Source organism: Providencia sp. PROV182 (assembly GCF_028480325.1).
Lineage (GTDB): Bacteria > Pseudomonadota > Gammaproteobacteria > Enterobacterales > Enterobacteriaceae > Providencia > Providencia hangzhouensis.
This window is the reverse complement of the sequence record NZ_JAMPOL010000001.1, coordinates 318,567-343,604: the sequence shown is the minus strand read 5'-3', so window position 1 is coordinate 343,604 and position 25,038 is coordinate 318,567. Positions and strand designations below refer to the sequence as shown.

General features: G+C 39.6%; 22 protein-coding genes and 1 tRNA gene. 10 read left to right on the top strand and 13 right to left on the bottom strand.

The window, feature by feature from the left end:
- Positions 1 to 20 precede the first annotated feature (20 nt).
- Both purU and PR834_RS01625 read left to right on the top strand, forming a co-directional pair.
- The gene (gene purU, locus PR834_RS01630) at positions 21 to 869 is read left to right on the top strand and encodes a formyltetrahydrofolate deformylase (protein ID WP_004254090.1); all 849 of its coding nucleotides are present in this window, start codon (positions 21 to 23) and stop codon (positions 867 to 869) included.
- 162 nt (positions 870 to 1,031) lie between these two features.
- Positions 1,032 to 1,116, top strand: a tRNA-Tyr gene (locus tag PR834_RS01625).
- 1 nt (position 1,117) lies between these two features.
- Here the strand turns inward: PR834_RS01625 and PR834_RS01620 are convergent.
- Positions 1,118 to 1,993 (bottom strand): LysR family transcriptional regulator, encoded by an 876-nt coding sequence (locus tag PR834_RS01620; protein ID WP_094960519.1) that lies wholly within the window; start codon positions 1,991 to 1,993, stop codon positions 1,118 to 1,120.
- A gap of 565 nt (positions 1,994 to 2,558) precedes the next feature.
- Between PR834_RS01620 and xthA the strand changes: the two genes are divergently transcribed.
- Positions 2,559 to 3,371 (top strand): exodeoxyribonuclease III, encoded by an 813-nt coding sequence (xthA, locus tag PR834_RS01615; protein WP_004254084.1) that lies wholly within the window; start codon positions 2,559 to 2,561, stop codon positions 3,369 to 3,371.
- Positions 3,372 to 3,436: 65 nt separating this feature from the next.
- Here the strand turns inward: xthA and PR834_RS01610 are convergent, their stop codons facing one another.
- The 3 genes from PR834_RS01610 to PR834_RS01600 are packed head-to-tail and all read right to left on the bottom strand — an operon-like array spanning position 3,437 to position 6,972.
- Positions 3,437 to 5,362, bottom strand: coding sequence for a DNA topoisomerase III (locus tag PR834_RS01610; RefSeq protein ID WP_110591770.1), 1,926 nt, complete (start codon positions 5,360 to 5,362; stop codon positions 3,437 to 3,439).
- 3 nt (positions 5,363 to 5,365) lie between these two features.
- Complete coding sequence (gene selD / locus PR834_RS01605) at positions 5,366 to 6,409, bottom strand: selenide, water dikinase SelD (protein ID WP_004254077.1); 1,044 nt, start codon at positions 6,407 to 6,409, stop codon at positions 5,366 to 5,368.
- Positions 6,410 to 6,420: 11 nt separating this feature from the next.
- Positions 6,421 to 6,972, bottom strand: a complete 552-nt coding sequence (locus PR834_RS01600) for an NAD(P)H nitroreductase (RefSeq protein ID WP_004254072.1) — start codon at positions 6,970 to 6,972, stop codon at positions 6,421 to 6,423.
- 471 nt (positions 6,973 to 7,443) lie between these two features.
- Between PR834_RS01600 and sppA the strand changes: the two genes are divergently transcribed.
- The 3 genes from sppA (at position 7,444) to pncA (ending at position 11,136) form a co-directional block, all read left to right on the top strand.
- Positions 7,444 to 9,300, top strand: coding sequence for a signal peptide peptidase SppA (sppA, locus tag PR834_RS01595; protein ID WP_196724939.1), 1,857 nt, complete (start codon positions 7,444 to 7,446; stop codon positions 9,298 to 9,300).
- Between the two features lie 167 nt (positions 9,301 to 9,467).
- On the top strand, positions 9,468 to 10,487 hold the full coding sequence (gene ansA / locus PR834_RS01590; protein WP_004254063.1) for an asparaginase: 1,020 nt from the start codon (positions 9,468 to 9,470) through the stop codon (positions 10,485 to 10,487).
- A gap of 22 nt (positions 10,488 to 10,509) precedes the next feature.
- Positions 10,510 to 11,136 (top strand): bifunctional nicotinamidase/pyrazinamidase, encoded by a 627-nt coding sequence (gene pncA / locus PR834_RS01585; protein ID WP_004254059.1) that lies wholly within the window; start codon positions 10,510 to 10,512, stop codon positions 11,134 to 11,136.
- A 127-nt stretch (positions 11,137 to 11,263) separates the two neighbouring features.
- On the opposite strand, the gene PR834_RS01580 is transcribed toward pncA, so the two are convergent.
- Together PR834_RS01580 and msrB are read right to left on the bottom strand one after the other, a co-directional pair.
- Positions 11,264 to 11,569 carry a YeaC family protein gene (locus tag PR834_RS01580; RefSeq protein WP_004254056.1) on the bottom strand — a complete coding sequence of 102 codons (306 nt, stop codon included), beginning with the start codon at positions 11,567 to 11,569 and terminating at the stop codon, positions 11,264 to 11,266.
- Positions 11,570 to 11,683: 114 nt separating this feature from the next.
- Positions 11,684 to 12,097, bottom strand: a complete 414-nt coding sequence (gene msrB, locus PR834_RS01575) for a peptide-methionine (R)-S-oxide reductase MsrB (protein ID WP_004254053.1) — start codon at positions 12,095 to 12,097, stop codon at positions 11,684 to 11,686.
- Between the two features lie 355 nt (positions 12,098 to 12,452).
- Between msrB and gapA the strand changes: the two genes are divergently transcribed.
- Together gapA and PR834_RS01565 are read left to right on the top strand one after the other, a co-directional pair.
- Positions 12,453 to 13,448: a glyceraldehyde-3-phosphate dehydrogenase gene (gapA, locus tag PR834_RS01570; protein ID WP_004254049.1), complete on the top strand. Its 996-nt coding sequence runs from the start codon at positions 12,453 to 12,455 to the stop codon at positions 13,446 to 13,448.
- Between the two features lie 230 nt (positions 13,449 to 13,678).
- The gene (locus tag PR834_RS01565; RefSeq protein ID WP_272536334.1) at positions 13,679 to 14,560 is read left to right on the top strand and encodes a D-hexose-6-phosphate mutarotase; all 882 of its coding nucleotides are present in this window, start codon (positions 13,679 to 13,681) and stop codon (positions 14,558 to 14,560) included.
- Between the two features lie 112 nt (positions 14,561 to 14,672).
- Here the strand turns inward: PR834_RS01565 and PR834_RS01560 are convergent, their stop codons facing one another.
- The 4 genes from PR834_RS01560 to fadR all read right to left on the bottom strand — a co-directional run bounded on the left by PR834_RS01560 (position 14,673) and on the right by fadR (position 19,181).
- A complete protein-coding gene (locus PR834_RS01560) occupies positions 14,673 to 15,425 on the bottom strand; it encodes a MipA/OmpV family protein (RefSeq protein WP_004254041.1) in 753 nt (250 codons plus the stop codon).
- Positions 15,426 to 15,558: 133 nt separating this feature from the next.
- A complete protein-coding gene (gene alr / locus PR834_RS01555) occupies positions 15,559 to 16,638 on the bottom strand; it encodes an alanine racemase (RefSeq protein WP_272536333.1) in 1,080 nt (359 codons plus the stop codon).
- A 61-nt stretch (positions 16,639 to 16,699) separates the two neighbouring features.
- Complete coding sequence (locus PR834_RS01550) at positions 16,700 to 18,001, bottom strand: D-amino acid dehydrogenase (protein WP_004254035.1); 1,302 nt, start codon at positions 17,999 to 18,001, stop codon at positions 16,700 to 16,702.
- Positions 18,002 to 18,464: 463 nt separating this feature from the next.
- Positions 18,465 to 19,181 carry a fatty acid metabolism transcriptional regulator FadR gene (gene fadR / locus PR834_RS01545; protein WP_094960513.1) on the bottom strand — a complete coding sequence of 239 codons (717 nt, stop codon included), beginning with the start codon at positions 19,179 to 19,181 and terminating at the stop codon, positions 18,465 to 18,467.
- Positions 19,182 to 19,402: 221 nt separating this feature from the next.
- Here fadR and nhaB point away from each other — a divergent pair, with 221 nt between their 5' ends.
- Positions 19,403 to 20,953 (top strand): sodium/proton antiporter NhaB, encoded by a 1,551-nt coding sequence (gene nhaB, locus PR834_RS01540; RefSeq protein ID WP_004254031.1) that lies wholly within the window; start codon positions 19,403 to 19,405, stop codon positions 20,951 to 20,953.
- A 151-nt stretch (positions 20,954 to 21,104) separates the two neighbouring features.
- Positions 21,105 to 21,620: a disulfide bond formation protein DsbB gene (dsbB, locus tag PR834_RS01535; RefSeq protein ID WP_004254030.1), complete on the top strand. Its 516-nt coding sequence runs from the start codon at positions 21,105 to 21,107 to the stop codon at positions 21,618 to 21,620.
- A gap of 58 nt (positions 21,621 to 21,678) precedes the next feature.
- On the opposite strand, the gene PR834_RS01530 is transcribed toward dsbB, so the two are convergent.
- The 3 genes from PR834_RS01530 to PR834_RS01520 form a co-directional block, all read right to left on the bottom strand.
- Entirely contained in the window at positions 21,679 to 23,961 is a 2,283-nt protein-coding gene (locus PR834_RS01530; RefSeq protein ID WP_196724943.1) for an FdhF/YdeP family oxidoreductase, read from the bottom strand.
- A 281-nt stretch (positions 23,962 to 24,242) separates the two neighbouring features.
- Complete coding sequence (locus PR834_RS01525; protein ID WP_110591776.1) at positions 24,243 to 24,542, bottom strand: DUF333 domain-containing protein; 300 nt, start codon at positions 24,540 to 24,542, stop codon at positions 24,243 to 24,245.
- Between the two features lie 46 nt (positions 24,543 to 24,588).
- Positions 24,589 to 24,921: a DMT family transporter gene (locus tag PR834_RS01520; protein ID WP_004254027.1), complete on the bottom strand. Its 333-nt coding sequence runs from the start codon at positions 24,919 to 24,921 to the stop codon at positions 24,589 to 24,591.
- Positions 24,922 to 25,038: the final 117 nt, after the last annotated feature.

Below are 25,038 nucleotides of genomic sequence, written 5' to 3'. Positions count from 1 at the left end.
GTTAAGGATTAGGCTGTTTCATGCAACACAAAATTGTACAGAAGAAAATTCTCAGGACAATTTGCCCTGACGCGAAAGGATTAATCGCGAAAATCACCAATATTTGCTATAAGCACCAACTCAACATTGTACAAAATAATGAGTTTGTTGATCATCACACTGGCCGTTTCTTTATGAGAACTGAGTTAGAAGGTATTTTCAACGATGAAACATTATTAGCTGACCTCGATGATGCATTACCAGTTGGGTCTCAACGTGAATTAAACACAGCGGGTCGTCGTCGTATTGTCGTTATGGTTACAAAAGAAGCACATTGTTTGGGCGACCTGCTCATGAAAAGTGCTTATGATGGCTTAGATGTTGAAATTGCAGCGGTTATAGGAAACCACGACACGCTAAAAAACTTAGTCGAACAATTTGGTATTCCATTCCACCATATTAGCCATGAAGGCCTAACACGCGAACAACATGACGAAAAAATGACAGCGCAGATTGACCAATATCAGCCTGATTATGTTGTCTTAGCTAAATATATGCGTGTATTAACGCCTGCATTTGTGCAGCATTATCCAAACCAAATTATCAATATTCACCACTCGTTTTTACCTGCATTTATTGGTGCCCGCCCTTATCACCAAGCTTATGAGCGTGGCGTAAAAATTATTGGGGCTACTGCGCACTTTGTTAATGATAACCTTGATGAAGGACCAATCATTACACAGAATGTGATTAATGTAGACCATACATTCACAGCCGATGATATGATGCGTGCAGGGCGTGATGTTGAAAAAAATGTACTAAGCCATGCTCTCTATTGGGTCTTAGCTCAACGTGTATTTGTATATGGTAATCGCACCATTATTTTATAAGCCAATAATATAGCGGCTTATTTAACAACACTTTGTTGATTTAACACGCATTAAGAATAAAAAAACAGCAAACAACCATTTTATTGAAAATTAATGCTTTACAGCGGCGCGTCATTTGATATGATGCCGCCCGCTGTCAATGATTACAGCAACTCAAAATCTGGTGGGATACCCAAGCGGCCAAAGGGAGCAGACTGTAAATCTGCCGTCACAGACTTCGAAGGTTCGAATCCTTCTCCCACCACCATTTAATTGATTTCACCTCCTAGTTTATCAACAACTCCCATAAAACGATTTAACACACTTGAGTGTGACTTTGATTTATAGATATAACACACACTTTTCCCCAAAATTTTATTCAATGGTATATAAATCAATGATTTATCGATCAATTCTTCTTCTGGATAATGGTCTATTATGCCTATAAAATCACCATCTTGAATGAAACTTTGGCAACAACCAATATTATCCATTTGTCTCACACTCGTTTTATTATCAACCGTTTCAATTTTTGCTAATAAATCACTCATTAATGAACTTTTATAAAATGCGGGATCACATAGCCATGTACTTTTTTGTAATAGTGTAACAAGGTCATAATGGAATTTTTCATAAAGTTCTTTCCTACAATAGATACCTAATGGTGAGTTTTCTATTATTTTTTGTAATGAAAATCGCTCACTGACAACTTGTTCAGAGCTAAGAATAAGTGTATTACCATCATAATCGACAATTTCATCTACTTCATCATAATTAAACCTTAATATATTTACTTGCACATTATTTTGATGTGCTGATTGATATAAATTAATTAAATGGCTTTCCTTACCCCAATCATAATAAATATTAGCCTCATTTATTATATAACCAGAAAAATGTTTTTTTGTTATTTCTTTCTCCTGTAAATAAAGATCTCTTAGATCGTTATAAAGTTCTTGGCCATCCTTAGTTAATGTCATTCCAAATTTTTCTCGTTTAAAAAGCCGTTTTCCTAGGCTTGTCTCAAAGTCTTTGATTGACTTCGCGATGGGAGGTGTCGTACGGTTCATCACTCTTGCAGCCTTGCTTAACGAGCCATTCTCAACAACCGCCATAAACGCCTCTAATTTTCTTGAAAAGAACATATCTATGACCCCATTCAGTTTATTAAAATATTAATCAACATACTTAACTTTCTCATTAATAATTATATTGATTAACCCAGAAATTAATTCACAAAATAAAAAATCAAACTTGATTTTTTATTGAATGATTAACAATATTTCATAAAAGTATTTTTATAATTTCCATCATTACAAAGCAATATATTATATTGTTTCGATTGATTATTTTTTATTCCCCCACTATTAAATCACATTAAAATATAAATAACCAATTGACTTTAAATGAAATTAAAACTAGTTAATAATGATATTATTAATTTAGCTTTAATAGAAAACTAAACTCTAGCACCCATAATAAATTTAATTAGCCATAATATTTTTTGATTAATTAAATTTATTATTATTTTTATATTAACCACTGAATTTTGATACTATACCAAGAATAAGTTAAGCCATGAGCATTTTTATCATAGCCATTATCGTCTTTAAAACAATCTAACCGTTGAAACATGCTACGCGGGGTTACAGTATTGCTACCATCTGGTAGAATAAGCATAATAATCATAAAACTAGGTGATAAAAAACCATGAAATTCATATCGTTCAATATTAATGGCCTTCGAGCTCGCCCTCACCAACTCGCTGCAATCATCGAAAAACATCAACCTGAGGTTATTGGCTTACAAGAAACCAAAGTCCATGATGATATGTTTCCTTATGAAGAAGTTAGTCAGCTCGGCTATCATGTTTTTTATCACGGTCAAAAAGCGCATTATGGCGTGGCTCTATTAACTAAAAATGAGCCTCTTGCTGTCCGTAAAGGTTTTCCAACTGACGATGACGATGCACAGCGTCGCATTATCATGGCTGATATCCAAACAGATCGCGGCCCATTGACGGTTGTAAATGGTTATTTTCCTCAAGGAGAAAGCCGTGACCACCCAACAAAATTTCCGGCAAAAGAAAAATTTTATCAAGATTTACAAAATTACATCACATCAACACAAACGGCAGAGTCACAGTTGCTCATTATGGGTGACATGAATATCAGCCCAACCGATCTTGATATTGGTATCGGTGATGCAAACCGTAAACGTTGGTTAAAAACCGGAAAATGCTCTTTTTTACCCGAAGAGCGTGAGTGGTTAGCTAAATTATTAGGCTGGGGTTTAGTCGATACATATCGTGCAAAAAACCCTGATATTTCTGATTGCTACTCATGGTTTGACTACCGTTCGAAAGGCTTCGATGATAACCGTGGCCTACGTATCGATTTATTACTGGCCTCCAATAAACTCGCTGAGCGTTGTATTGCAACGGGTATTGATTACGAAATCCGCGGGATGGAAAAGCCATCAGACCACGCACCTGTATGGTCTGAATTTGACCTCTCAAAGTAAACTTTCTTACTTGTCATAATGCAAAAAGGCGCCTTAAGCGCCTTTTATTGGTTTACCAGACTCAACTAATCCTGTTTCTTTTTTGTTTTCTTACCCGCTTTTACTGGTTTTTTTCCCGTTTTTACTGATGGAGCGGGGAGTTCTCGAAATGCCCTCAAATTTGTAAACTGACGTGCATGGTGAATTAATTGCATTAGCGTTTGGCTTAGTGGATGCATAAAATCATCATAACGTGATTGTTTTTCACTAATTTGGGTTAATACTGACTCCCAATGGGCTGTCATATCTGGTAATGTTGCCATATCGGGTAAAACATGAATTAGAGCCCTTCCCGCAGGCGAGGAATGAATATAACGCCCTTTTTTGTAGAGAAATTGGCGTTTGAATAGTAAGTCAATGATACCGGCTCTAGTCGCTTCTGTACCAAGCCCATCCGTTTCTCGCAATACTTTTTTTAATGCTTTATCTTGTACAAAACGAGCGATCCCAGTCATTGCTGATAATAACGTTGCATCCGTAAAAGGACGTGGAGGCTGCGTTTGCCGTTCAACCACTTCCCCTTTTTCACATAACAACTCATCATTCTTACTCACAACTGGCAGTGGCATACCATCGTTTTCAGCATCGCGCTCTTTATTGCCCAATACGACTCGCCAACCTGCTTCAGCAAGAAATCGAGCTTTTGCAATAAATTTACCCTTTTCAATTTCTAGATCAATTGTACACTTACGGTAAACCGCATCGGGCATAAACTGAATAATATATTGACGCGCAATCAATTGGTAAATTTTACTTTCATTCTCAGTTAACTTTACTGCTGCCGTTTTTGCTGTTGGGATAATGGCATGGTGAGCATCGACTTTTTTATCATCCCAACACCGGTTCTTTTTATCCAGCTCAGGCAATTCAAATTCAGTGAGGTCTGGTTGATGCACCGCAATTGCATTCAAGACACTGTGTCTCCCTGCAAAATGTTCATCCGGTAAATAACGGCTATCTGAACGTGGATAAGTAATCAACTTATGTGTTTCATATAAACGTTGGCAAATGTCCAATACTTCTTGAGCGCTCAACGCATATTTTTTGGCAGCTTCAATCTGCAAAGAAGATAAAGAGAAAGGCAACGGTGCAATTTCTGATTCGCGCTTGTCCTGATATTGCGTCACTATGGCAGGTTTGCCCTCAATACGCGATACCACATGCTCTGCAAGCGGCCGATGGAATAAACGCCCTTCTTCATCCTGATAGTCAATACAGGAGTCGCTTGGCTGCCATATCGCTACAAAGCGCTCATCCTTTGGCGTAACAATATGAGCTTTAACCTCAAAATAGTCTTTAGGTACAAAGTTTTCTATTTCTTCGTCGCGCCTAACAACTAACCCCAATACCGGAGTTTGTACCCGCCCTACAGAAAGAACGCCTTGATAGCCTCCTCGTTGCCCTAATAACGTATAAGCACGGGTCATATTGATGCCATACAACCAATCTGCCCGTGCTCTTGCTAAGGCAGAAACACAAAGAGGAATAAACTCACGATTTTCTCTCAAACGCTCAATTGCCCGCTCAACGGCTTGCGGGTTAAGGTCATTGATTAAACAACGTTTTACTTCTTTGCGTTTTTCAGGGTCGAGCTTCAAAAAGTCAAGCACTTCGTCCACCAGCAATTGACCTTCTCTATCGGGGTCTCCTGCATGGACAACTATTGAGGCTTGCTTCAGCAATGTTTCAATAGTTTTTAATTGTTTAGTTACTGCGGGACGGGGCTTCAATTGCCACTTATCAGGGATAATTGGCAAATCCTGAAGATTCCATCGTGCATACCGAGGTTCATAAGCATCGGGTTCCGCCTGCTCTAAAAGATGGCCAATACACCATGTTACAGTTTGGCCATCACCACATTGAATAAAACCATCACCTCGTTTATGGGGCTTTGGTAATACATCTGCAATGGCCCTTGCAAGGCTCGGTTTTTCCGCAATAAACAAACGCATAAATTAATCTATCACTTCAACTAAAGGAACATTATCCTGATGGGGTAATAATTTACCGATAGACTGTAACAAAACACCTTGCTGCTGTGCAATCTCTTTAATTTTAGAGACTTCGGAAGGTTTTACTGCAATAAGTAAGCCGCCAGAAGTTTGAGGATCACACAGTAGTTGACGCTGCATATCACTCATAGGGCCAATAAGGTGCCCATAACTGTCAAAGTTACGAGTGGTTCCCCCAGGAACACAACCTGCTTCAATATATTTTTCGACATTGGCTAATTTAGGAACTTTACTAAAGGAGATTTCAGCACGAACTTTAGACCCTTCGCAAATCTCACTTAAATGACCTAATAAACCGAAACCAGTCACGTCAGTCATTGCCGTCACACCATCTAAAGGCGCAACCACCGCACCTAGCTTATTCATTTGGCACATGGTTTCTGCCGCTAAGTGTTGATGTTCCGGCGCAAGTACCCCTTTTTTCTCTGCTGTTGTCAAAACACCAATTCCAAGCGGTTTCGTCAAAAACAATTCGCACCCCGCTGTTGCGGCACTATTTTTCTTCACATACTCCGTATTCACAACACCCGTAACTGCCAAACCAAAAATAGGCTCAGGTGCATCAATAGAATGGCCACCAGCTAACGAGATACCCGCATCAGCACAAGCTGCACGTCCACCTTCAATTACCTCACGAGCCACTTCCGGTGGTAACTTCGCAATTGGCCAGCCTAAAATAGCAATGGCCATAATTGGCTTACCACCCATTGCAAAAATATCGCTAATCGCGTTGGTTGCTGCAATCCGACCAAATTCAAATGGGGAGTCAACGATCGGCATGAAAAAGTCTGTTGTGCTGATGATGCCTATTCCATTACCTAAATCATAAACGGCCGCATCATCTTTAGTTTCATTACCAACTAACAAATGTGGATCATGAAATTTTGCTTGCTCTGTGTGCAGAATTTGCTCTAATACTTTCGGTGCAATTTTACAACCGCAACCAGCACCATGACTATATTGAGTTAATCTAATTTTTTCAGTCATTATTATTCTCTTTAGAAGTGAGATACATAGCCTGTCATATCAGGAGCTTGTACTTTTACTGGCGCTTTAAGCTCTGGAGTTCCTAAATAAAGGAACCCAACAATGCGGTCGTTATCTCCACAACCTAATCCGGCACGAACCACAGCATCTTCTGTCCATGAACCTGAGCGCCATATACCGCCAAAACCTTGAGCTACTGCTGCCATCTGCATTGCTTGAACCGTACAGCTCGCAGCAACTAATTGTTCCCATTGTGGTATTTTCGGATGATCTTTTAATTTAGCGATCACAGTAATAATTAATGGGGCACGAAAAGGGGCATTACGAGCTTTTTCTTGTACCTCTGCGCCTAATTGCCCTTCAATTGCTGCTTTTTCCAATAGCTCACTGAAGCGTTTAATCCCCTCATTTTGCATAACAACAAAATGCCACGGCTTCAAAGCACCGTGATCAGGTGCTCTCATCCCCGCAGCAAGTATATTGTCGAGTTCTTCGCCTTGCGGTGCTGGTGTTGTAAGTCTTGAAGCTGAACGGCGGTTCAACAAAAGGGTCAAAGCATCCATATTTGTCTCCGTTTAAGAGTAAACTGATATGATAATCATTCAATTAGATAATTATACCCACGCTATCTATTGTTTAAGCTTAAAGGAAAATCGCTTACACTAATACAACAATAACAGTTATTCGTTAGGTAAAATTACGTTATAAATTCATTGAATTGTATCATTTGTCACATGTGAAAAATATCATTGAAGCATTGTACCTTGCGTATCATAATTTTGTTATGCATAAAAATAGCCCGCTATTGCAACTAATTGTATTGATACAACTAAGATATCAAGTGTTCGATATGGTGATCGGGTAACAGATTTGCTTTTGAGTATATTGTTGTTAATTCGTGCTACAGGCTGAAGTAACCCAACTGTAGAAAGAACTATTTATGTAATATCCAAAAATAGTTTGTGCCATAAGTCAACGGCAAACAAATGAAGCCAACACCCTTGTGGTGCAGAATATGTAGGATAGGAGAAAACATGCGTCAACTATGGGACATCATCGCTACCATTTTTAGAATTAGCTGGCGAGCACTGAACTTTATTAGGGAATTCGTTTTCAACGCCATTTTCTTAGTATTATTTTTTGTTGTTATTGGGTCGATTGCTCTTTATCAAACAGAGGCTCAACCCGAAAAAAATTATTTTGGTGCTTTGTATGTGGATTTACAGGGGGTTATCGTAGACCAAGTCTCTACTCCGGACCCATTTGGTCGTATGAGCCGTGAATTACTTGGTACCTCAAACAGCCGAATGCAAGAAAATTCACTATTCGACATCGTTGATACCATCCGTACCGCTGCAAATGATGATCGCATTACAGGGATGGTATTACGCCTAGATGATTTAGCTGGAGCCGATCAGCCCTCTCTAGCTTATATCGGTAAAGCAATCAATGAATTTAAAAGTTCAGGGAAACAGGTTTACGCCATTGGTAACAGTTATAATCAGTCGCAATACTACCTCGCCAGTTACGCTGATGAAATTTACCTCACACCGCAAGGTGCGGTTGGGGTATATGGCTTTGCAACGAATGGACTCTACTACAAGTCACTGTTAGAAAAACTTAAAGTTAGTAGCCATATTTTCCGTGTTGGTACCTATAAATCAGCGGTTGAGCCATTAATGCGTGATGAGATGTCCCCTGAAGCACGTTTAGCCAATAAACAGTGGCTGGATGCCCTTTGGAACAATTACCTCACAGAAATCGCCAAAAACCGCAATACGACCAGCACACAAATTTTTCCTGGGGCTGATGCTATTTTAGAGAAATTACGCTCAGTCAAAGGCGATAGCGCACAATACGCGTTAAAACAAAAATTGGTTGATAAACTTTATACTAACGAACAAGTTGAAGATTTACTCAGTAAACACTTTGGCTGGAATAAAGAAGATAAACAATTCAATAATATTAGTATCTATGATTATTCCACTAAAATAGCAGATACCAATGCTAATCAAAGTGGCAATATCGCCGTGATTGTCGTTCAAGGTGCTATCATGGATGGCCCACAAACGGCTGGGATTGCAGGAGGCGATACCATCGCAGCACAAATTCGTGACGCTCGCCTTGATGATAATATTAAAGCGATAGTTTTGCGCGTTAACAGCCCAGGTGGTAGCGTAAGCGCTTCTGATTTGATCCGCAGTGAACTGGCTTCTGCTCATGCTGCAGGTAAACCTGTTGTTGTATCTATGGGGGGAATGGCTGCATCTGGGGGGTATTGGGTCTCAACTCCAGCGGACTATATCATTGCCAGTCCAAACACGCTGACTGGTTCGATTGGTATATTTGGCGTAATTAATACCTTTGAAAAATCTTTAGATTCTATAGGGGTATATACTGATGGCGTATCAACGTCGCCATTAGCCGATATTTCTTTGACTAAAGGGATCAGCCCACAATTTGCTGACATGATGCAAATTACCATTGAGAATGGCTATGAGACATTTATTGGCTTAGTGGCTAAATCTCGCCATAAAACACCGGCAGAGATAGACCAAATCGCTCAAGGCCGTGTATGGATTGGGCAAGACGCGCTTAAAAATGGTCTTGTAGACCAACTAGGTGATTTTGATAATGCCGTAGATAAAGCTGCTGAGCTCGCTAAACTCACTGACGTTAAGTTAGATTGGATGAAGCCTGAGTTGACCTTTATGGATCAATTGTTACTTGAATTAACGACAAACGTTCAAGCCGCCATGCCGGATGTGCTACACGTATTTTTACCACCAGCAGTCGCGACGGATATCCGCCAACAAGCGCAATTTTTCTTAAAAATGAATGACCCACAAAACCGCTATGCTTTTTGTTTAAATTGCGCGGAAATTAACTAATCGCTGAATCCCCTTCAGATTCAATGAAGGGGATTTCTCTCACAAACCCATCAATAACCTCATATCAATCTAACTATTCGCAAGTTAACGATAGTAATACGCTAACGAATACGTCAAAATCCTGATAATCACTCTCCTTCGATAAGTTGGATAAATTAGGTAATAAGATGCAGAAGAAATCAATTTATGTTGTTTACACTGGTGGAACAATTGGCATGCGCCATTCACCACAGGGATATATTCCTGTTTCCGGCCATTTGCAAGCTCAGTTAGCTCAGATGCCCGAGTTTCACCGCCCTGAAATGCCTGAGTTTACGATCCGTGAACATCAGCCTTTAATTGATTCATCTGATATCACTCCTGAAGACTGGCAACTTATCGCTGATGATATACGTGAGAACTATCCACTTTATGATGGGTTTGTCATATTACATGGCACTGACACGATGGCTTTCACCGCCTCAGCGTTATCTTTCATGTTTGAAAACTTGAAAAAACCCGTAATAGTGACAGGGTCACAAATCCCTTTAGAAGCATTACGTTCTGATGGGCAAACTAATCTACTAAATGCATTATATTTAGCAGCAAACTACCCCATTAATGAAGTGGGATTATTTTTCAATAATAAATTATATCGCGGTAACCGCACTGTTAAGGCCCATGCAGATGGCTTTGATGCTTTCAGTTCACCTAACTGTTCGCCATTAATGGAAGCTGGCATTCATATTCGCTCATTTAATACGTGCCCTGCGCCTATTGGTATAGGTGAATTTAAAAGTCACCGAATTACACCTCAACCTATCGGCGTTGTGACACTTTATCCAGGGCTATCAATTGAAATTGTACGCAACATTCTCCAACAACCCGTTAAAGCGCTAATATTGCGCTCTTACGGTGTCGGTAATGCCCCTCAGCAGCCTGAATTACTTCGCATACTCCGTGAAGCAACGAACCGAGGGATTATTGTGGTGAACCTGACACAATGTATTTCTGGCCGTGTTAATATGGAAGGCTACGCTACAGGACACGCACTTGCAGAAGCGGGTGTGATAAGTGGATATGACATGACTTTTGAAGCCGCCTTAAGTAAATTGCACTACTTACTGAGTCAAAATTATACCCCTGCGTTAATCCGTGAGTTAATGCAGAATAATTTACGCGGCGAGTTGAGCTATGCTGATGAATAACAGATAACATACTGAGGATATAATGAAAGCAGCATTACTGTTAGTCGATTTACAAAACGATTTTTGCACGGGTGGCACATTAGCAGTAAATGAAAGCGAACATGTTATTGATGTTGCTAATAAAGCGATGGATATTTGCCAACAAAAACAGATAGACATCATTGCAAGCCAAGATTGGCACCCTGCGACACACCTTAGTTTCGCGGCCAATTCAAATACTCAAATTGGCGAAGTCGGTGAGCTAAATGGTATTACACAAGTTTGGTGGCCTATTCATTGCGTACAAGGTGAACATGGCGCTGAATTACACAAAAATTTAAATCAATCGCTTATTAGTGCAATTTTTACCAAAGGGGAAAACCCCCAGGTTGATAGCTATAGTGCCTTTTTTGATAATGATAAAATTAGCCAAACGCGCCTACATACGTGGCTACAAGAACACCATATTTCGCATTTAATTATTATGGGAATTGCGACGGATTACTGTGTCAAATTTACCGTGTTAGATGCGTTAAAATTAGGATATACCGTAGATGTTTTAGTCGATGGGTGTAGAGGCGTCAATCTCGGGGCCAATGACAGCCAAGAAGCTTTAGTCGAAATGCAAAATCAAGGTGCGAGGTTAATTACATTAACCGACCTGCATTAGGACATGTTTTATGGACAAGTTTTCTCATGTAATAATTGAAAATCTAGTAATTGAGAAAACTTGTTTTAGTGACACTGTCACTATGCAGCATCATATTGAATCAACAAGCTATTCTCTAGAGCAACCGTTATTCATCATTATTTTGCGGTTTTAATGTTGCTAACATCTCACCTTGAAACAACGTTTTTAGCTCTTGCTTGCTCTTCATCGTAATTTCACCATTAGTCCCTACCGTCATATGCTCAGGGTCATGGTTATGCCGTGACTGCCACAATAATACCATTTGTAAGCTATGTTCTTTTTGTTCTGGCGTTAACATCACACCATCTGGCCATTTACCGAGCTCAACAGCGGTCACAAGGCGTTCATAAATTTCAGGGGTCATCACTGCTAATAATTGTTCAAGTTGCTCAGGACTGACTTCAACGCTCACGGTAAAGCTCCTTCAAATACATAATTCACTCATTATTTTATTATTCTTGATTTCAGCCAATAGCTGAATCGTTTTTGTCATTCTAAAAAAATGGCTTCAGCACGCTTCAGCTATTTATCCACGCGTCTTTTCACCGCTATCGTCATCAATAAAGCTTAATGATGCTGAATTAATGCAGTAACGCTGACCAGTAGGCTGAGGACCATCTGGAAACACATGCCCTAAATGCGCATTACAGTGTTGACAGCGAACTTCAATGCGGTGCATCCCATGAGAGAAATCCTCAATGTATTTGATTGCCTCTTCATTGACGGGTTGGTAAAAACTTGGCCACCCACAACCTGCATCAAATTTGGTCTCAGACATAAATAAAGGTGAACCACAGCATAAGCACTCGTACACACCTTCTTTACGGTTATGCAATAATTGGCCACTAAATGGCGGCTCGGTACCCGCTTGCTGTGTAACGTAACGCTGCATCTCATTTAATTCTGAAATATCAATAGGTTGTTTATCTTTACTTGACATGTCATACCTAAATATTTAAATAACTAAAGTGGTTGATGGTTATCATACATCAATTTCAATCAACAAAAAATTAACAACATTTTCTGTAAAACTATTCTAAACTAAGAAGCATCTTACTTTCCGTTTTGATTTGTGAACCGTATCACATATATCACTGATAGATGGTTTCATTATGCCGTACAATCCCGATAATACGTGCGGCTGTATTTGCCGCTGAAGTGGCTGACAAATAAGCAATTGGTGGTATCAGAATTGATTTTTTTCAATAATTGACACGATTCCGCTTGACGGCTGGCAAGGTTTTGGTAACTTTAACTACAACTTAATTCACGAATAAATAGCTGGTGGAAATACTATGACTATCAAAGTAGGTATTAATGGTTTTGGTCGTATTGGCCGTATCGTTTTCCGTGCTGCACAAGAGCGTTCTGACATCGAAATCGTTGCTATCAACGACCTGCTCGATGCAGAATACATGGCATACATGCTGAAATACGACTCAACTCATGGTCGTTTCAACGGTACTGTTGAAGTTAAAGATGGTCACCTAGTTGTAAACGGCAAAAAAATCCGTGTAACAGCAGAAAAAGATCCTGCAAACCTGAAATGGAACGAAGTCGGTGTTGACGTCGTTGCTGAAGCAACAGGTATCTTCTTAACTGATGAAACTGCACGTAAACACATCCAAGCTGGCGCTAAGAAAGTTGTTCTGACTGGCCCTTCTAAAGATGATACTCCTATGTTCGTTATGGGCGTTAACCACAAAGCTTACGCAGGTCAAGAAATCGTTTCTAACGCATCTTGTACAACTAACTGCTTAGCTCCACTGGCTAAAGTTATCAATGACAAGTTCGGTATCGTTGAAGGTCTGATGACAACAGTTCACGCAACAACTGCAACACAAAAAACTGTTGATGGTCCTTCACATAAAGACTGGCGTGGTGGTCGTGGTGCTGCTCAAAACATCATCCCTTCATCAACTGGTGCTGCTAAAGCCGTAGGTAAAGTTATCCCTGAGCTGAACGGTAAACTGACTGGTATGTCTTTCCGTGTACCTACTCCTAACGTATCAGTTGTTGATTTAACTGTTCGTTTAGAAAAACCAGCAACTTATGCTCAAATCTGTGATGCTATCAAAGAAGCAGCTGCAGGCGAACTGAAAGGCGTTCTGGGTTACACTGAAGATGACGTTGTATCAACTGACTTCAACGGTGAAAAACTGACTTCAGTATTTGATGCTAAAGCAGGTATCGCACTGAACGACAACTTTGTTAAATTAGTTTCTTGGTATGACAACGAAACGGGTTACTCTAACAAAGTTTTAGACCTGATCGCTCACATCTCTAAATAAGAGCTGTAATGTAATCTGTCTAACTGAGCCGCCAATTTGGCGGCTCTTTTGTATCGTATCCAATAACAAATTAACACTTCATATTTTCTGCAATATCGCTTATGGTTGATCATCTATTGGATACGCTATAAACATGACTTATTTTAGAACGAATACGATTCACTGCGGCTTTAAGTATGCCACACAGGAACTTCTAAATAATTTAAGTGAATGAACACAGGCCTAATACCATGCACGACAAACTTTTTGCACTACCAGTCATTAAACAAGTCTCTGCTTACATTACTCAACGCCAACTCGATGAGCTCCCACTTATTGTTATTTCACATCCCAAAGTACGTGGTGCTGTCAGTTTACAAGGCGCTCAACTTATTGATTGGCAACCCGCGGGGCAAAAACCTTGCTTATGGCTAAGTTCAGAAAGTGCCTTTAAAGAAGGCGTTGCTATTCGCGGTGGTATTCCTATTTGTTGGCCTTGGTTCGGTCCTGTTGCCAGTCCTAGTCATGGTTTTGCACGAATTTTACCTTGGCAATTCACCGCACATAATGAACATGAAGATGGTGTTATTTTAACCTTCACGTTAACGGATACCGACTATACCCGTAAATTATGGCCCCATGAGTTCACCCTGATCTTACGTATGAAACTTGGGGAAACATGTGAACTTGAATTAGAAAGTTATGGAGATTTCGAAACGACTGCCGCATTGCATAGTTATTTCAATATCAGTGATATCCAAAAAGCCACCGTCTATGGGTTAGGCGGCCACTACTTCGATAAAGTCGCAGATAAAGAAGCTTATGTGAATGAGCCACTCAAATTTAATAAGCACACCGATCGTATTTATTCAGAGCCGGAAGAATACAGCTTATTACGTGATGATGGCTGGGCACGTACAATAGAAATTCACCATTACCATAATAGTGATGTTGTCTGTTGGAACCCTTGGGCAGAATTATCATGTAGCATGGATGACATGCCAAATAATGGGTACAAACAAATGGTTTGTGTAGAAACGGCAAGGATCAACGTCCCGATGAAAAGTGAAGCACAACATCCTGCTCGTCTTTCATTAGTGATGGTCAGTCGCGATAATAAGCAGCAAGATTAATTATCCATTCTAAGAATATAAATTTTCTAGATAGATAACTAGATAGATAAAATTAGCCCCTGATAATTGTAAGAATATCAGGGGCTAATTAATTTAATTTTCTATCACAAACTTAGAATGTGTAAGTGACACCTGTCCACATAATGGCGGAAACATCTTTATTTACCATTGGGCTATCTTTCACTTCACTTGGTAGACGGTCAACACGGCCCATTGCGAATACAGTCCAATTTTCATCAAAGCGGTAATTTCCTGTCACTTCAATGTATGGTGTCCAACTTGAACCTGGGTTATAACGTTTTAAACCGCTATTACGTGATTCTTTTGAAGACACGCCATATTCATAACGGTTTTGGTTCTTACTATCCCATTTAATACCAAGGCCTGGAGTGATTGACCATTTATCACCTTCAAAGCCATACAGGTAGGCAAACTCACCACGAATACCATTACTGATACCTAAGATATCACCAGATATATTCGTTCTTAGTGTACCCCAATCAGCTTTATGACGATAAGTCAGACCGGTCATCACCGTATCACGACGACGGTCTAACTCACGCATTGCTTTATCATCATTGTCTTTAGGTTTAAAAAATTGTGGGTAATAATAAGCATCCAATGATAACTGGTCTTGTGTATCATTCCATAGATAATAACCAGCTGCTAATGTATGAAAATAGAAATTCTCACTATCATAATTAACTATAGGCACTGGCGTGACATAATCACGGCTCTTAATTCCTTTATAAGGTGTTGACTGTGCTAATACTGAACCACCAACTGACCAAGTTCCTGCAAAGGCGGCCCCAGATAACACACTCAAAGCCACCGCAAGTGTCGTTAATTTAATTGCTTTTGACATATATTCAACCTAAAAATAATGAGAAATAGATCACAGCTATATGTTATAACAATATAGCTATAATCCCAATATGCTTAATCGAAATCACATTTAAAGCTAAATTTTAACTGTTTTTAGCGTGACTGATTAATATTTATTCTACTTTATTTTCATAAGAAACAGGAACTCTTTTTGCTAGCGCACAAAGTAGCTCATAACCAATTGTCCCCGCAGCTTGTGCAACCTCATCAACCGGTAAGTTTTGCCCCCATAACTCCACTCGCTCACCAAGCTTAACATCGCCACAGTCACTGATATCAATTGTCAGCATATCCATTGAAACAGCCCCCAGTAGCGCACAACGCTTTCCTTTGCACCATACAGGCGTTCCATTGGCAGCATGTCTAGGGTAGCCATCTGCATAACCACACGCTACTGTCGCAATACGCATAGGTTTAGTCGATGTAAACCGGCTACCATAACCAATTGATTGACCTGCTGGAATTTCATGGATAGCGATCACTTCTGACTGTAAGGTCATCGCCGCCTTCAAGCCCAACCCAGATATATCAGTAGACTTTCCACTTGGAGAAGCGCCATACAGCAAAATACCTGTACGAATCCAATCATATTGTGTGTGTTTATGCCACAGTGTTGCCCCTGAATTTGCGATGCAGGTTTCTAAAGATAAGTGTTCAAATTGCTGGATTTGTTGAAAAGGTTCAGTAATGCCCGTTTTGGTATCTGAATTAGCAAAGTGACTCATTAACGTTAAACTGCGTACATTCGGCATTTTAGATAACCGTTGTACCACACTTTCGTATTCGCTCGGTGAAAAACCTAATCGATTCATGCCGCTATTTAGTTTTATATAGACTGAAATAGGTGATGATAATTGTGCATTTTCAATAGCAAACAATTGCCACTCACTATGAACGCTGGTTGTTAAATTATACCGGTCAATCAATTGTAAGTCTTGTGGCTGGAAGAAACCTTCTAACAACAGAATTGGCCCTTTCCACCCTTCTTTTCGCAATAAAATGGCCTCATCAAAATCCAATACCCCAAAACCATCCGTTTCTTTTAATGCAGGCCAAATCTGCTTGATACCGTGACCATAACCGTCTGCTTTCATGACTGACCAAATTTTCGAGTTTCCAACATGTTGCCGTACAATAGCCAAATTATGTTGTAAATTTTGTAGATGAATAACAGCACTTATAGGGCGCGGCATTTTAATTCCTTAGTACATTTAATTAATTCTAAAATTACAATGATGCCAAAACATCAAACGCTTAACGTGCTGGAGTTAAATCACCATGAGTAACCAGTTTGGTATTAAAGCCATCAAGGTACCTAAATACCGATAAATCATCAGACGCTATCTCTGGTGTGTTCCCTGAAATTAAATCTGCTAGCAGTTTTCCTGCACCACAAGCCATTGTCCAGCCCAGCGTCCCATGCCCTGTATTTAAATATAAATTACTGTATGCAGTCGGCCCAACTATTGGGGTACCATCCGGTGTCATTGGGCGCAGCCCCGTCCAAAATTGCGCTTGTGCAATATCACCACCGCCTTGATATAAATCTTGTACCACCATTTTTAATGTTTCGCAGCGTTTTTTCAGGATATTCAAATTAAACCCAACGACTTCAGCCATTCCACCGACACGAATGCGCTTGTCAAACCGCGTTACTGCAATTTTGTATGTTTCATCCAAGATAGTAGACATTGGGGCACGCTGTTCGTCAATAATTGGCATCGTCAATGAATAGCCTTTGAGTGGGTAAACCGGAATTTGAACCAGACGTTGCAGCATTGAGGTGGAATAAGAGCCCATCGCTACTACATATCGGTCCGCTTGCAAAATTTCACCATCAATTTTAACGCCGCTAACCTTGTTACCTTCGGTTAAAATCTGTTCAATCCGGCTACCAAATTTGAATTGGACTCCTGCATTTTTCGCCATTTTAGCCAGTTTTTTGGTGAATTGCTGGCAATCCCCTGTTTCATCATTGGGTAATCGCAACCCCCCAGTAAGCTTGTGCTTGACAAACTCTAACGCAGGTTCCGCTTTAACTAATTCATTAGACGTCAATAATTCGTATGGAACACCTTCTTGCTGTAAGACCGCAATATCATTCGCTGCATTATCAAACTGCTCTGCCGTACGAAAAAGCTGTAAGGTGCCACCTTGGCGAGCTTCATATTCAATGCCTGTATCCACTCTTAATTGGCGAATACAATCACGGCTATATTCTGCAATGCGCACCATACGACTTTTATTCATCGCATAATGTTGGATATCGCAGTTTTTTAGCATCTGCCACATCCAACGCAGTTGAAATAACGTACCATCTGGACGTATTGCCAAGGGCGCATGTTTTTCAAACATCCATTTCACGGCTTTAAGGGGGATACCAGGAGCCCCCCATGGAGTTGCATAGCCAGGGGATACTTGCCCTGCATTTGCTGCGCTTGTTTCCTCTGCTACATCATGTTGTCTATCCACCACCAGCACTTCGTGCCCTTCTTGTGCTAAATACCATGCTGTTGTTACACCGATCACTCCCGCACCTAACACTAGAATTTTCATAGCTTCCCCGCAAAATAAAAATATGCATCATTTATTTTAGGATAATATTCTAGAAATTATTTGCCAATGTGGTGGATTAACACTTTTAACAATAAAGTTAAAAAATTTAAATTTCATCACATTTGTTTTACATGTCGATATTAAATACTAGACTAAAATTTAAGCATAAATTTAAATTCTTATAATTCAATTGGATAAAATAATGGCAATTTATCTATTTTGTTAATTCAGAGTTTTCTGTCGATTCAAGTGATGCGCCCAATAAAATATGTTTATTTTATTAAACCAATTCGAGGGGTTTTGTCAGTATTAAATTTCAAAAAACCAATAAAAATTGGTTTTTCCGCTTCATTTGCGTATTCGGTGGCTATGTGACTAAAAACTGTCAATCATTAACGATAAAAAAAACCAGCATGCAGATTCAATGCAACATGCTGGCCTTAAGTGTATCACCGCTAATTAATTAGCGGCTTTGAGCTAAATCTGAAGGCATATTGCTTTGCATACTATGCCAAATTATTCCACTTTCTTTTCCATAATTACGCACACAATCCATAATACGGTCATAGGCTTGTTCACGACAAAGATGGCTTAATTGTTGATAGAAATTTAACGCTAAACGCCTAGCTTCTGGGTTCGAAAAATAATAGCGACCAACACGGGTATAAAGCCCTTTTAAGCCGTTAATAATCAAGCCATAGATCGGGTTACCGGATGCAAATGCAAGACCACGAAAAATGTTATAATCCAAATCACTAAATGCATCTGAATTATCTTCAACTTTTTCCCGCTCAGCTAATACTTCTATTGATTTCTCGGGGTTATTTCGAAAGGCTGTACGGATAAAAATAGCAGCGATATTGGTACGTACTGCCAATAAATTATCGATTAGCTGGGGCACCCTATCGTGATCTAGCCTAGCCAATGTCTCCAAAATATTTAGACCAGACGTTTCCCAATAGTTATTCACTTTAGTTGGTTTACCATGCTGAATGGTTAGCCAACCGTCCCGAGCCAAGCGCTGTAACACTTCACGTAAGGTTGTTCGTGTCACACCAATTAATTCCGAAAGCTCACGCTCTGCGGGTAAAATTGAACCTGGTGGAAAGCGGTTGTTCCATATGCTCTCAATAATATACTCTTCCGCGAAACCAGCCGGACTTTGAGCTTTAATAACCATATTTTTATTATTCCAAACATTTAGACGGATATTGGGCAAATCATACCAGATTGTCATCGTCTGATATAGTTAGACTAAAAATAAAGAGTGAGGCAAATCATAGAATTTCCATATAATTCATAAGCTCTCAATTAGCAAATAAGCTTAAAATCCGCAAAAGATAAGAGTAGTATGTATAGCACAATACACGACATCCGCATAAAAGAGGATAACGAATCATAATGGATTTTAGTTTAAAAACTGCTTTTTTGAAAAATTTCCTGGGAAATTCGCCTGATTGGTACAAATTAGCAATTATTGTATTTTTAATAATTAACCCTATTATCTTTTACTTCATCAGCCCCTTCGTCGCAGGCTGGCTATTAGTTGTTGAATTCATATTCACATTAGCAATGGCTCTTAAATGTTACCCATTGCAGCCAGGTGGTCTTTTAGCCATAGAAGCCGTTATTATTGGTATGACCACCCCTGCCCAAATTTCACATGAAATTAGCAATAACCTTGAAGTTATCCTGTTACTGATTTTTATGGTAGCTGGTATCTACTTCATGAAGCAATTACTGTTATTTGTTTTCACCAAACTGTTGATAAACGTGCGCTCTAAACGCATTCTTTCCCTTGCTTTTTGTATGGCAAGTGCATTTTTATCCGCATTTTTAGACGCATTAACCGTTATTGCCGTCGTCATTAGCGTCTCAATTGGCTTTTATTCTATCTATCACCAATATGCCTCTAACCAGCCCAGCAACACTGACCTACAAAATGATGGTTTCATTAATAGTGCGGAACAAAAGCAAACCCTTGAGCAATTTAGGGCATTTTTACGTAGCTTAATGATGCATGCCGGTATTGGTACCGCGCTTGGTGGTGTCATGACCATGGTTGGTGAACCACAAAACCTTATCATTGCAAAGCATGTTAATTGGGACTTCATTACTTTTTATATTCGTATGGCTCCTGTGACCATACCTGTTTTTATTTGTGGCTTGGTTGTCTGTTTTGTTGTTGAAAAGTTCAAGCTATTTGGTTACGGTGCTGAGCTTCCTGACTCTGTACGTCAAATTTTGACTGAGCACGATAAAAAACTGACGGCTAAACGTACCAAAAGAGATCTTGCACAGTTAGTCGTTCAGGGCTTAATTGGCGTGTGGCTAATCGTTGCTCTTGCTTTCCATTTAGCGGAAGTTGGCCTTATTGGTCTTTCTGTTATCGTGCTAACGACCGCATTTTGTGGTATCACAGAAGAACATGCGTTGGGGAAAGCCTTCGAGGAAGCGTTACCCTTTACCGCATTATTAACTGTCTTCTTTAGTATTGTAGCCGTAATCATTGACCAACAACTATTCACCCCATTTATTCAGTTTGTGCTGCAATCCTCTGAGTCGTCACAATTATCATTATTCTATCTATTTAATGGCCTACTCTCTGCCGTATCAGATAACGTATTCGTAGGGACTGTTTACATTACTGAAGCCTTAAAAGCAGCGAATGAAGGTTTGGTATCAATGGAACAATACCAATTCTTAGCCGTAGCAATTAATACAGGTACTAACCTGCCTTCTGTTGCAACACCTAATGGGCAAGCTGCTTTCTTATTCTTATTAACCTCAGCGTTATCTCCACTAATCCGTTTATCCTACGGTCGTATGGTTTGGATGGCTCTTCCATATACCATCGTAATGACTATTGTCGGGTTATTAGGGGTAGAGCTCTGGCTAGTACCAATCACTCACTGGATGGAAAGTATCGGTTTGATTACATTCGCCCAGTAACTATACTTTAAAACAATTAGCCATATACCAATATGGCTAATTGTAATGTTAGGTAAAGCCTTATCTGAAATTGCATTATTTCACTTTAATTGCTTTTTTTATCGAGCTGATAGAGGCAAAATGTGCGCATTACTCAATTAGGATACTAAGTATGTTCAGATTTTTTAACTACTGCTCGCAAGGGAGAGGCGCCTGGCTACTCATGGCCTTTATTGCCTTTATGCTCGAGTGTGCGGCCTTATATTTTCAACATGTGATGAAGCTACAACCCTGTGTTATGTGTGTCTATGAACGTGTTGCATTACTTGGCATTATGGTTGCTGGCTTAATTGGGGCAATAGCACCACGGAATATGGTAATACGCTGGGTAGCAATTCTTATTTGGGTTTACTCTGCTTGGCGTGGCTTAGACCTTGCATGGGAACATACCATGCTACAACTTTATCCTTCTCCATTTGCTTCTTGCGATTTTTTCGTTAATTTCCCTGATTGGTTACCATTACAAGAGTGGGTCCCTGCAGTGTTTGAAGCAACAGGTGACTGTGCCGTTAGGCAATGGGCATTCTTAGGGCTTGATATGCCACAATGGTTAATTGGTATCTTCGCGGCTTATCTCTTAGTTGCAATCATTGTTATCATCAGCCAATTCTTCCCAGCCAAAAAATAATCTTTAAAACCCCAAATGTTAAATTCAACATTTGGGGTTCCTAAACAATAACATCTATCTATTGAATGACTCTCTCTAATTTCACAGGGATATTTTTATACGCAGGAATACCACATTGCGGGTCGAAATTATCTAATGAAATTAAATTATTGGCTTCAGGGAAATAAGTGGCAACACTTCGGTCTGCCATATCATAGATCACCACAGTGAGGTTATCTAAACGGCGTTTTGTCGGTTTTTGTTCACGGTCTAATGCGATGAGATTCACTTTATCTCCCGCCTGTAACTTCTGTTTTTGGGCTTCTGCACCACTGATGAAAACAACATCTCGTTGCCCAAACACACCACGGTATCGGTCATTTAGCCCATAAATTGTAGTATTATACTGGTCATGGCTGCGTAATGTTGCCAAAATCAATTCACTGTTTACTGCTGAATTCGGGTCTTCAATAACGCCTTCTGTCGGTACAAAATTAGCTTTACCTGATTGAGTTAACCAACGACGCTCAGAAGCAGCGTTTGTCAGGTGAAATCCTCCCGGTATTTTAATACGTGCATTGTAATCATCAAAGCCAGGTAATACCGCCTCCATTGCATCACGGATCAAGTCATAGTTACCGATAAAATCATCCCATTCGACTTTACTCTGAGGTATTGCCGCTTTAGCTATTCCTGCGATTATCGCACACTCAGATTTAAGGTAAGGGCTACATGGTTTAAGTAAACCTTTTGATGCGTGAACCATCGACATTGAGTCTTCTACAGTAACACATTGCACACCACTGCTTTGTCTGTCTATTTCACTGCGACCCAATACGGGTAATAAGAATGTTTGCTTAGCTGTTAATAAATGGGAGCGATTTAGTTTAGTTGCAGTATGAACCGCTAAATCAAGCTTTTTCATACCAGCAAAACAAGCGTCTTTATCAGGCATTGCAACCGCTAAATTTCCTCCCATGCAAATTAAAGCATTCGCTTTTCCTTCAGAAATGGCTTGCATGCTCGCGACTGCAGCATGACCGAATTCGCTTGGTGGTTTAAAACCAAATCGTTGTTCAATTTTGTCTAAAAAGCTTTTTGACGGTTTTTCTGTAATGCCAACGGTTCTATCACCTTGCACATTTGAGTGGCCACGCAATGGGCAGATACCCGCACCTTCCCGACCAATATTACCCTTAAGTAGCAGCAAATTGACTAATTGCTGAACATTCTGCGTACCATGTTCGTGCTGAGTGATCCCCATGCCATAACAAATAATGGTGCTTTTTGCTTCAATATAAAGGTCTGCAATCTCTTCGATAGACTCGCGTGGCAAGCCAGAAACCCTTAAAATATCCTTCCAACTTGTTGTCAGTAAGTCATTTTTTAAAGCTTCATAACCCTGTGTATGAGTTGATATGAATTCAGTATCGAGAATAGGCTCTTTTCCTGCATCTACTGCGGCTTGGTGCTTTTCAATCAATAACTTCATAACCCCTTTAAGTAACGCAGTGTCTCCACCAACACGAACTTTATAATAGTGCCCCGCTAAAGGTGTAGATTCTAGCGTCAGCATTTCTAACACGTCTTGCGGATAGGTAAAACGCTCAAGACCACGCTCTCTTAAAGGGTTTATTGCAATGATCTTTGCGCCGCGTTTAGAAACTTCACGCAATGAGCTCAACATCCTTGGGTGGTTAGTCCCCGGGTTATGACCTATACAAATAACTAAATCCGCTTTATCAAAATCGTCTAATAATACCGTCGCCTTACCGACACCAATAGAGTTAGCAAGACCAACACTCGTTGGCTCATGGCACATATTTGAACAATCTGGAAAATTATTTGTTCCATATTCACGAGCCAGTAATTGATATAAGAATGCGGCTTCATTTGAAGTACGACCGGAGGTATAAAATTCAACGGTATTTGGGTCTGAATAACTTTGTAAACGCGTACCTATTTGCTGAAAGGCCTCTTCCCATTCGATAGGTTCATATTTGTCTGTTTGTGAATTATATTTCATGGGGTGAGTTAAACGCCCTTCATCTTCTAAATGAAAGTCATCCCATTCGAGTAATTCTGTTACAGTATATTTAGAAAAAAATTCCGGGGTTGTTTTTTTAGATGTTGCTTCCCAAGCAATTGCTTTTGCGCCATTTTCACAAATATCAAATGATGCTGTATGTACAGGATCAGGCCACGCACAGCCAGGGCAATCAAAGCCATCCACCTTATTCATTTCAAACATTGCAATGATATCGTGTCCTACTTTCATTTGGCCACGTAAAGCTTCTGCAACTGCTTTTACAGCCCCCCAACCCGCAGCGGGGCCATCATACTCTTCAATTTTCTTTTTCATTAGGCATTACTCTTTAATAAATGGAAATGTCTTTATATATGCTTTTATAATTATTTAAATTTTTCTTTATTATTTAATATTAGTAACTTCGCCGTTAAATATCAATAATTAAAATAAACACTTAAATAGATGTTCATAATTAGATGATTTATAAATGAATAATTAGAATATAATTAAAAAAAGAAATGATGAATATTAATTTAACATTCAGTTATAATAAATGCATGAAGTTAATTAACTTTCCATTAAAAGAAAATTAATTAACTTCATAAAAAGAAGAGTTATATACAAGAGCCAGATTGTATAATGTCAACAGCACAACGTTTACCATTCGCAAATTGGCATACTGCAGTTTGTGACCCATTTAATTCTAATGTGAGTGCGGGCAACCCACCCGCTGACATACAAGCTTCTTGTGCACCGGGGCCTAAATTGACCACTTGTTGAGCATACTGACTCGCAGAATGCTCCACAGATTTATCCACGTTTGAACTACCACACGCAGATAACATGACAGATATAACGCCAATAAGTGACATTGCTATTATTGACTGAAAAAAATGATTAACCCTATGCCTCATTCCCTGCTTCTCCTATCATGCTACCTGAACATTTTGCACCAACTGTTTAGTGCCCGCCGCTTTTTGAAAATAAATTGATGACTAAAACACCAATAATAATTAATAGCATACCAATAATTGCAGGTAAATCGAGTTTTTGGTTGTAAATATAAATTGCAGCGACGGAAACCAACACGATCCCTAAACCAGACCAAATTGCATAAGCAATACCCAATGGCATTGTTTTTACTACCTGCGAAAGCCCCCAAAAAGAGACAGCATAGCCAACAATAACAATCAAAGACGGCCAAAAACGACTAAAACCATCAGATGCTTTCAATGTTGTCGTCGCAATGACTTCTGCAATAATAGACATCAACAAAAAACCCAAACCCTTCATCGCCTTTCCTTATTATTAGAATTAGTAATAATGAAACTTATTATTTTCCTATATACAACAAAAAAGCTCTGTCTATCCTGAAAATGACACAGAGCTTTTATATCTACTTCATGGTGC

Bases quoted from the DNA above. Each gene is read 5' to 3' on its own strand.
- dsbB (WP_004254030.1), top strand. From the start codon at position 21,105: ATGTTCAGATTTTTTAACTACTGCTCGCAAGGGAGAGGCGCCTGGCTA.
- purU (WP_004254090.1), top strand. From the start codon at position 21: ATGCAACACAAAATTGTACAGAAGAAAATTCTCAGGACAATTTGCCCT.
- alr (WP_272536333.1), bottom strand. From the start codon at position 16,638: ATGCCGCGCCCTATAAGTGCTGTTATTCATCTACAAAATTTACAACAT.
- PR834_RS01520 (WP_004254027.1), bottom strand. From the start codon at position 24,921: ATGAAGGGTTTGGGTTTTTTGTTGATGTCTATTATTGCAGAAGTCATT.
- PR834_RS01565 (WP_272536334.1), top strand. From the start codon at position 13,679: ATGCACGACAAACTTTTTGCACTACCAGTCATTAAACAAGTCTCTGCT.
- PR834_RS01560 (WP_004254041.1), bottom strand. From the start codon at position 15,425: ATGTCAAAAGCAATTAAATTAACGACACTTGCGGTGGCTTTGAGTGTG.
- gapA (WP_004254049.1), top strand. From the start codon at position 12,453: ATGACTATCAAAGTAGGTATTAATGGTTTTGGTCGTATTGGCCGTATC.
- selD (WP_004254077.1), bottom strand. From the start codon at position 6,409: ATGACTGAAAAAATTAGATTAACTCAATATAGTCATGGTGCTGGTTGC.
- fadR (WP_094960513.1), bottom strand. From the start codon at position 19,181: ATGGTTATTAAAGCTCAAAGTCCGGCTGGTTTCGCGGAAGAGTATATT.
- PR834_RS01600 (WP_004254072.1), bottom strand. From the start codon at position 6,972: ATGGATGCTTTGACCCTTTTGTTGAACCGCCGTTCAGCTTCAAGACTT.
- msrB (WP_004254053.1), bottom strand. From the start codon at position 12,097: ATGTCAAGTAAAGATAAACAACCTATTGATATTTCAGAATTAAATGAG.
- ansA (WP_004254063.1), top strand. From the start codon at position 9,468: ATGCAGAAGAAATCAATTTATGTTGTTTACACTGGTGGAACAATTGGC.
- PR834_RS01525 (WP_110591776.1), bottom strand. From the start codon at position 24,542: ATGAGGCATAGGGTTAATCATTTTTTTCAGTCAATAATAGCAATGTCA.
- PR834_RS01530 (WP_196724943.1), bottom strand. From the start codon at position 23,961: ATGAAAAAGAAAATTGAAGAGTATGATGGCCCCGCTGCGGGTTGGGGG.
- pncA (WP_004254059.1), top strand. From the start codon at position 10,510: ATGAAAGCAGCATTACTGTTAGTCGATTTACAAAACGATTTTTGCACG.
- nhaB (WP_004254031.1), top strand. From the start codon at position 19,403: ATGGATTTTAGTTTAAAAACTGCTTTTTTGAAAAATTTCCTGGGAAAT.
- PR834_RS01620 (WP_094960519.1), bottom strand. From the start codon at position 1,993: ATGTTCTTTTCAAGAAAATTAGAGGCGTTTATGGCGGTTGTTGAGAAT.
- sppA (WP_196724939.1), top strand. From the start codon at position 7,444: ATGCGTCAACTATGGGACATCATCGCTACCATTTTTAGAATTAGCTGG.
- xthA (WP_004254084.1), top strand. From the start codon at position 2,559: ATGAAATTCATATCGTTCAATATTAATGGCCTTCGAGCTCGCCCTCAC.
- PR834_RS01610 (WP_110591770.1), bottom strand. From the start codon at position 5,362: ATGCGTTTGTTTATTGCGGAAAAACCGAGCCTTGCAAGGGCCATTGCA.
- PR834_RS01550 (WP_004254035.1), bottom strand. From the start codon at position 18,001: ATGAAAATTCTAGTGTTAGGTGCGGGAGTGATCGGTGTAACAACAGCA.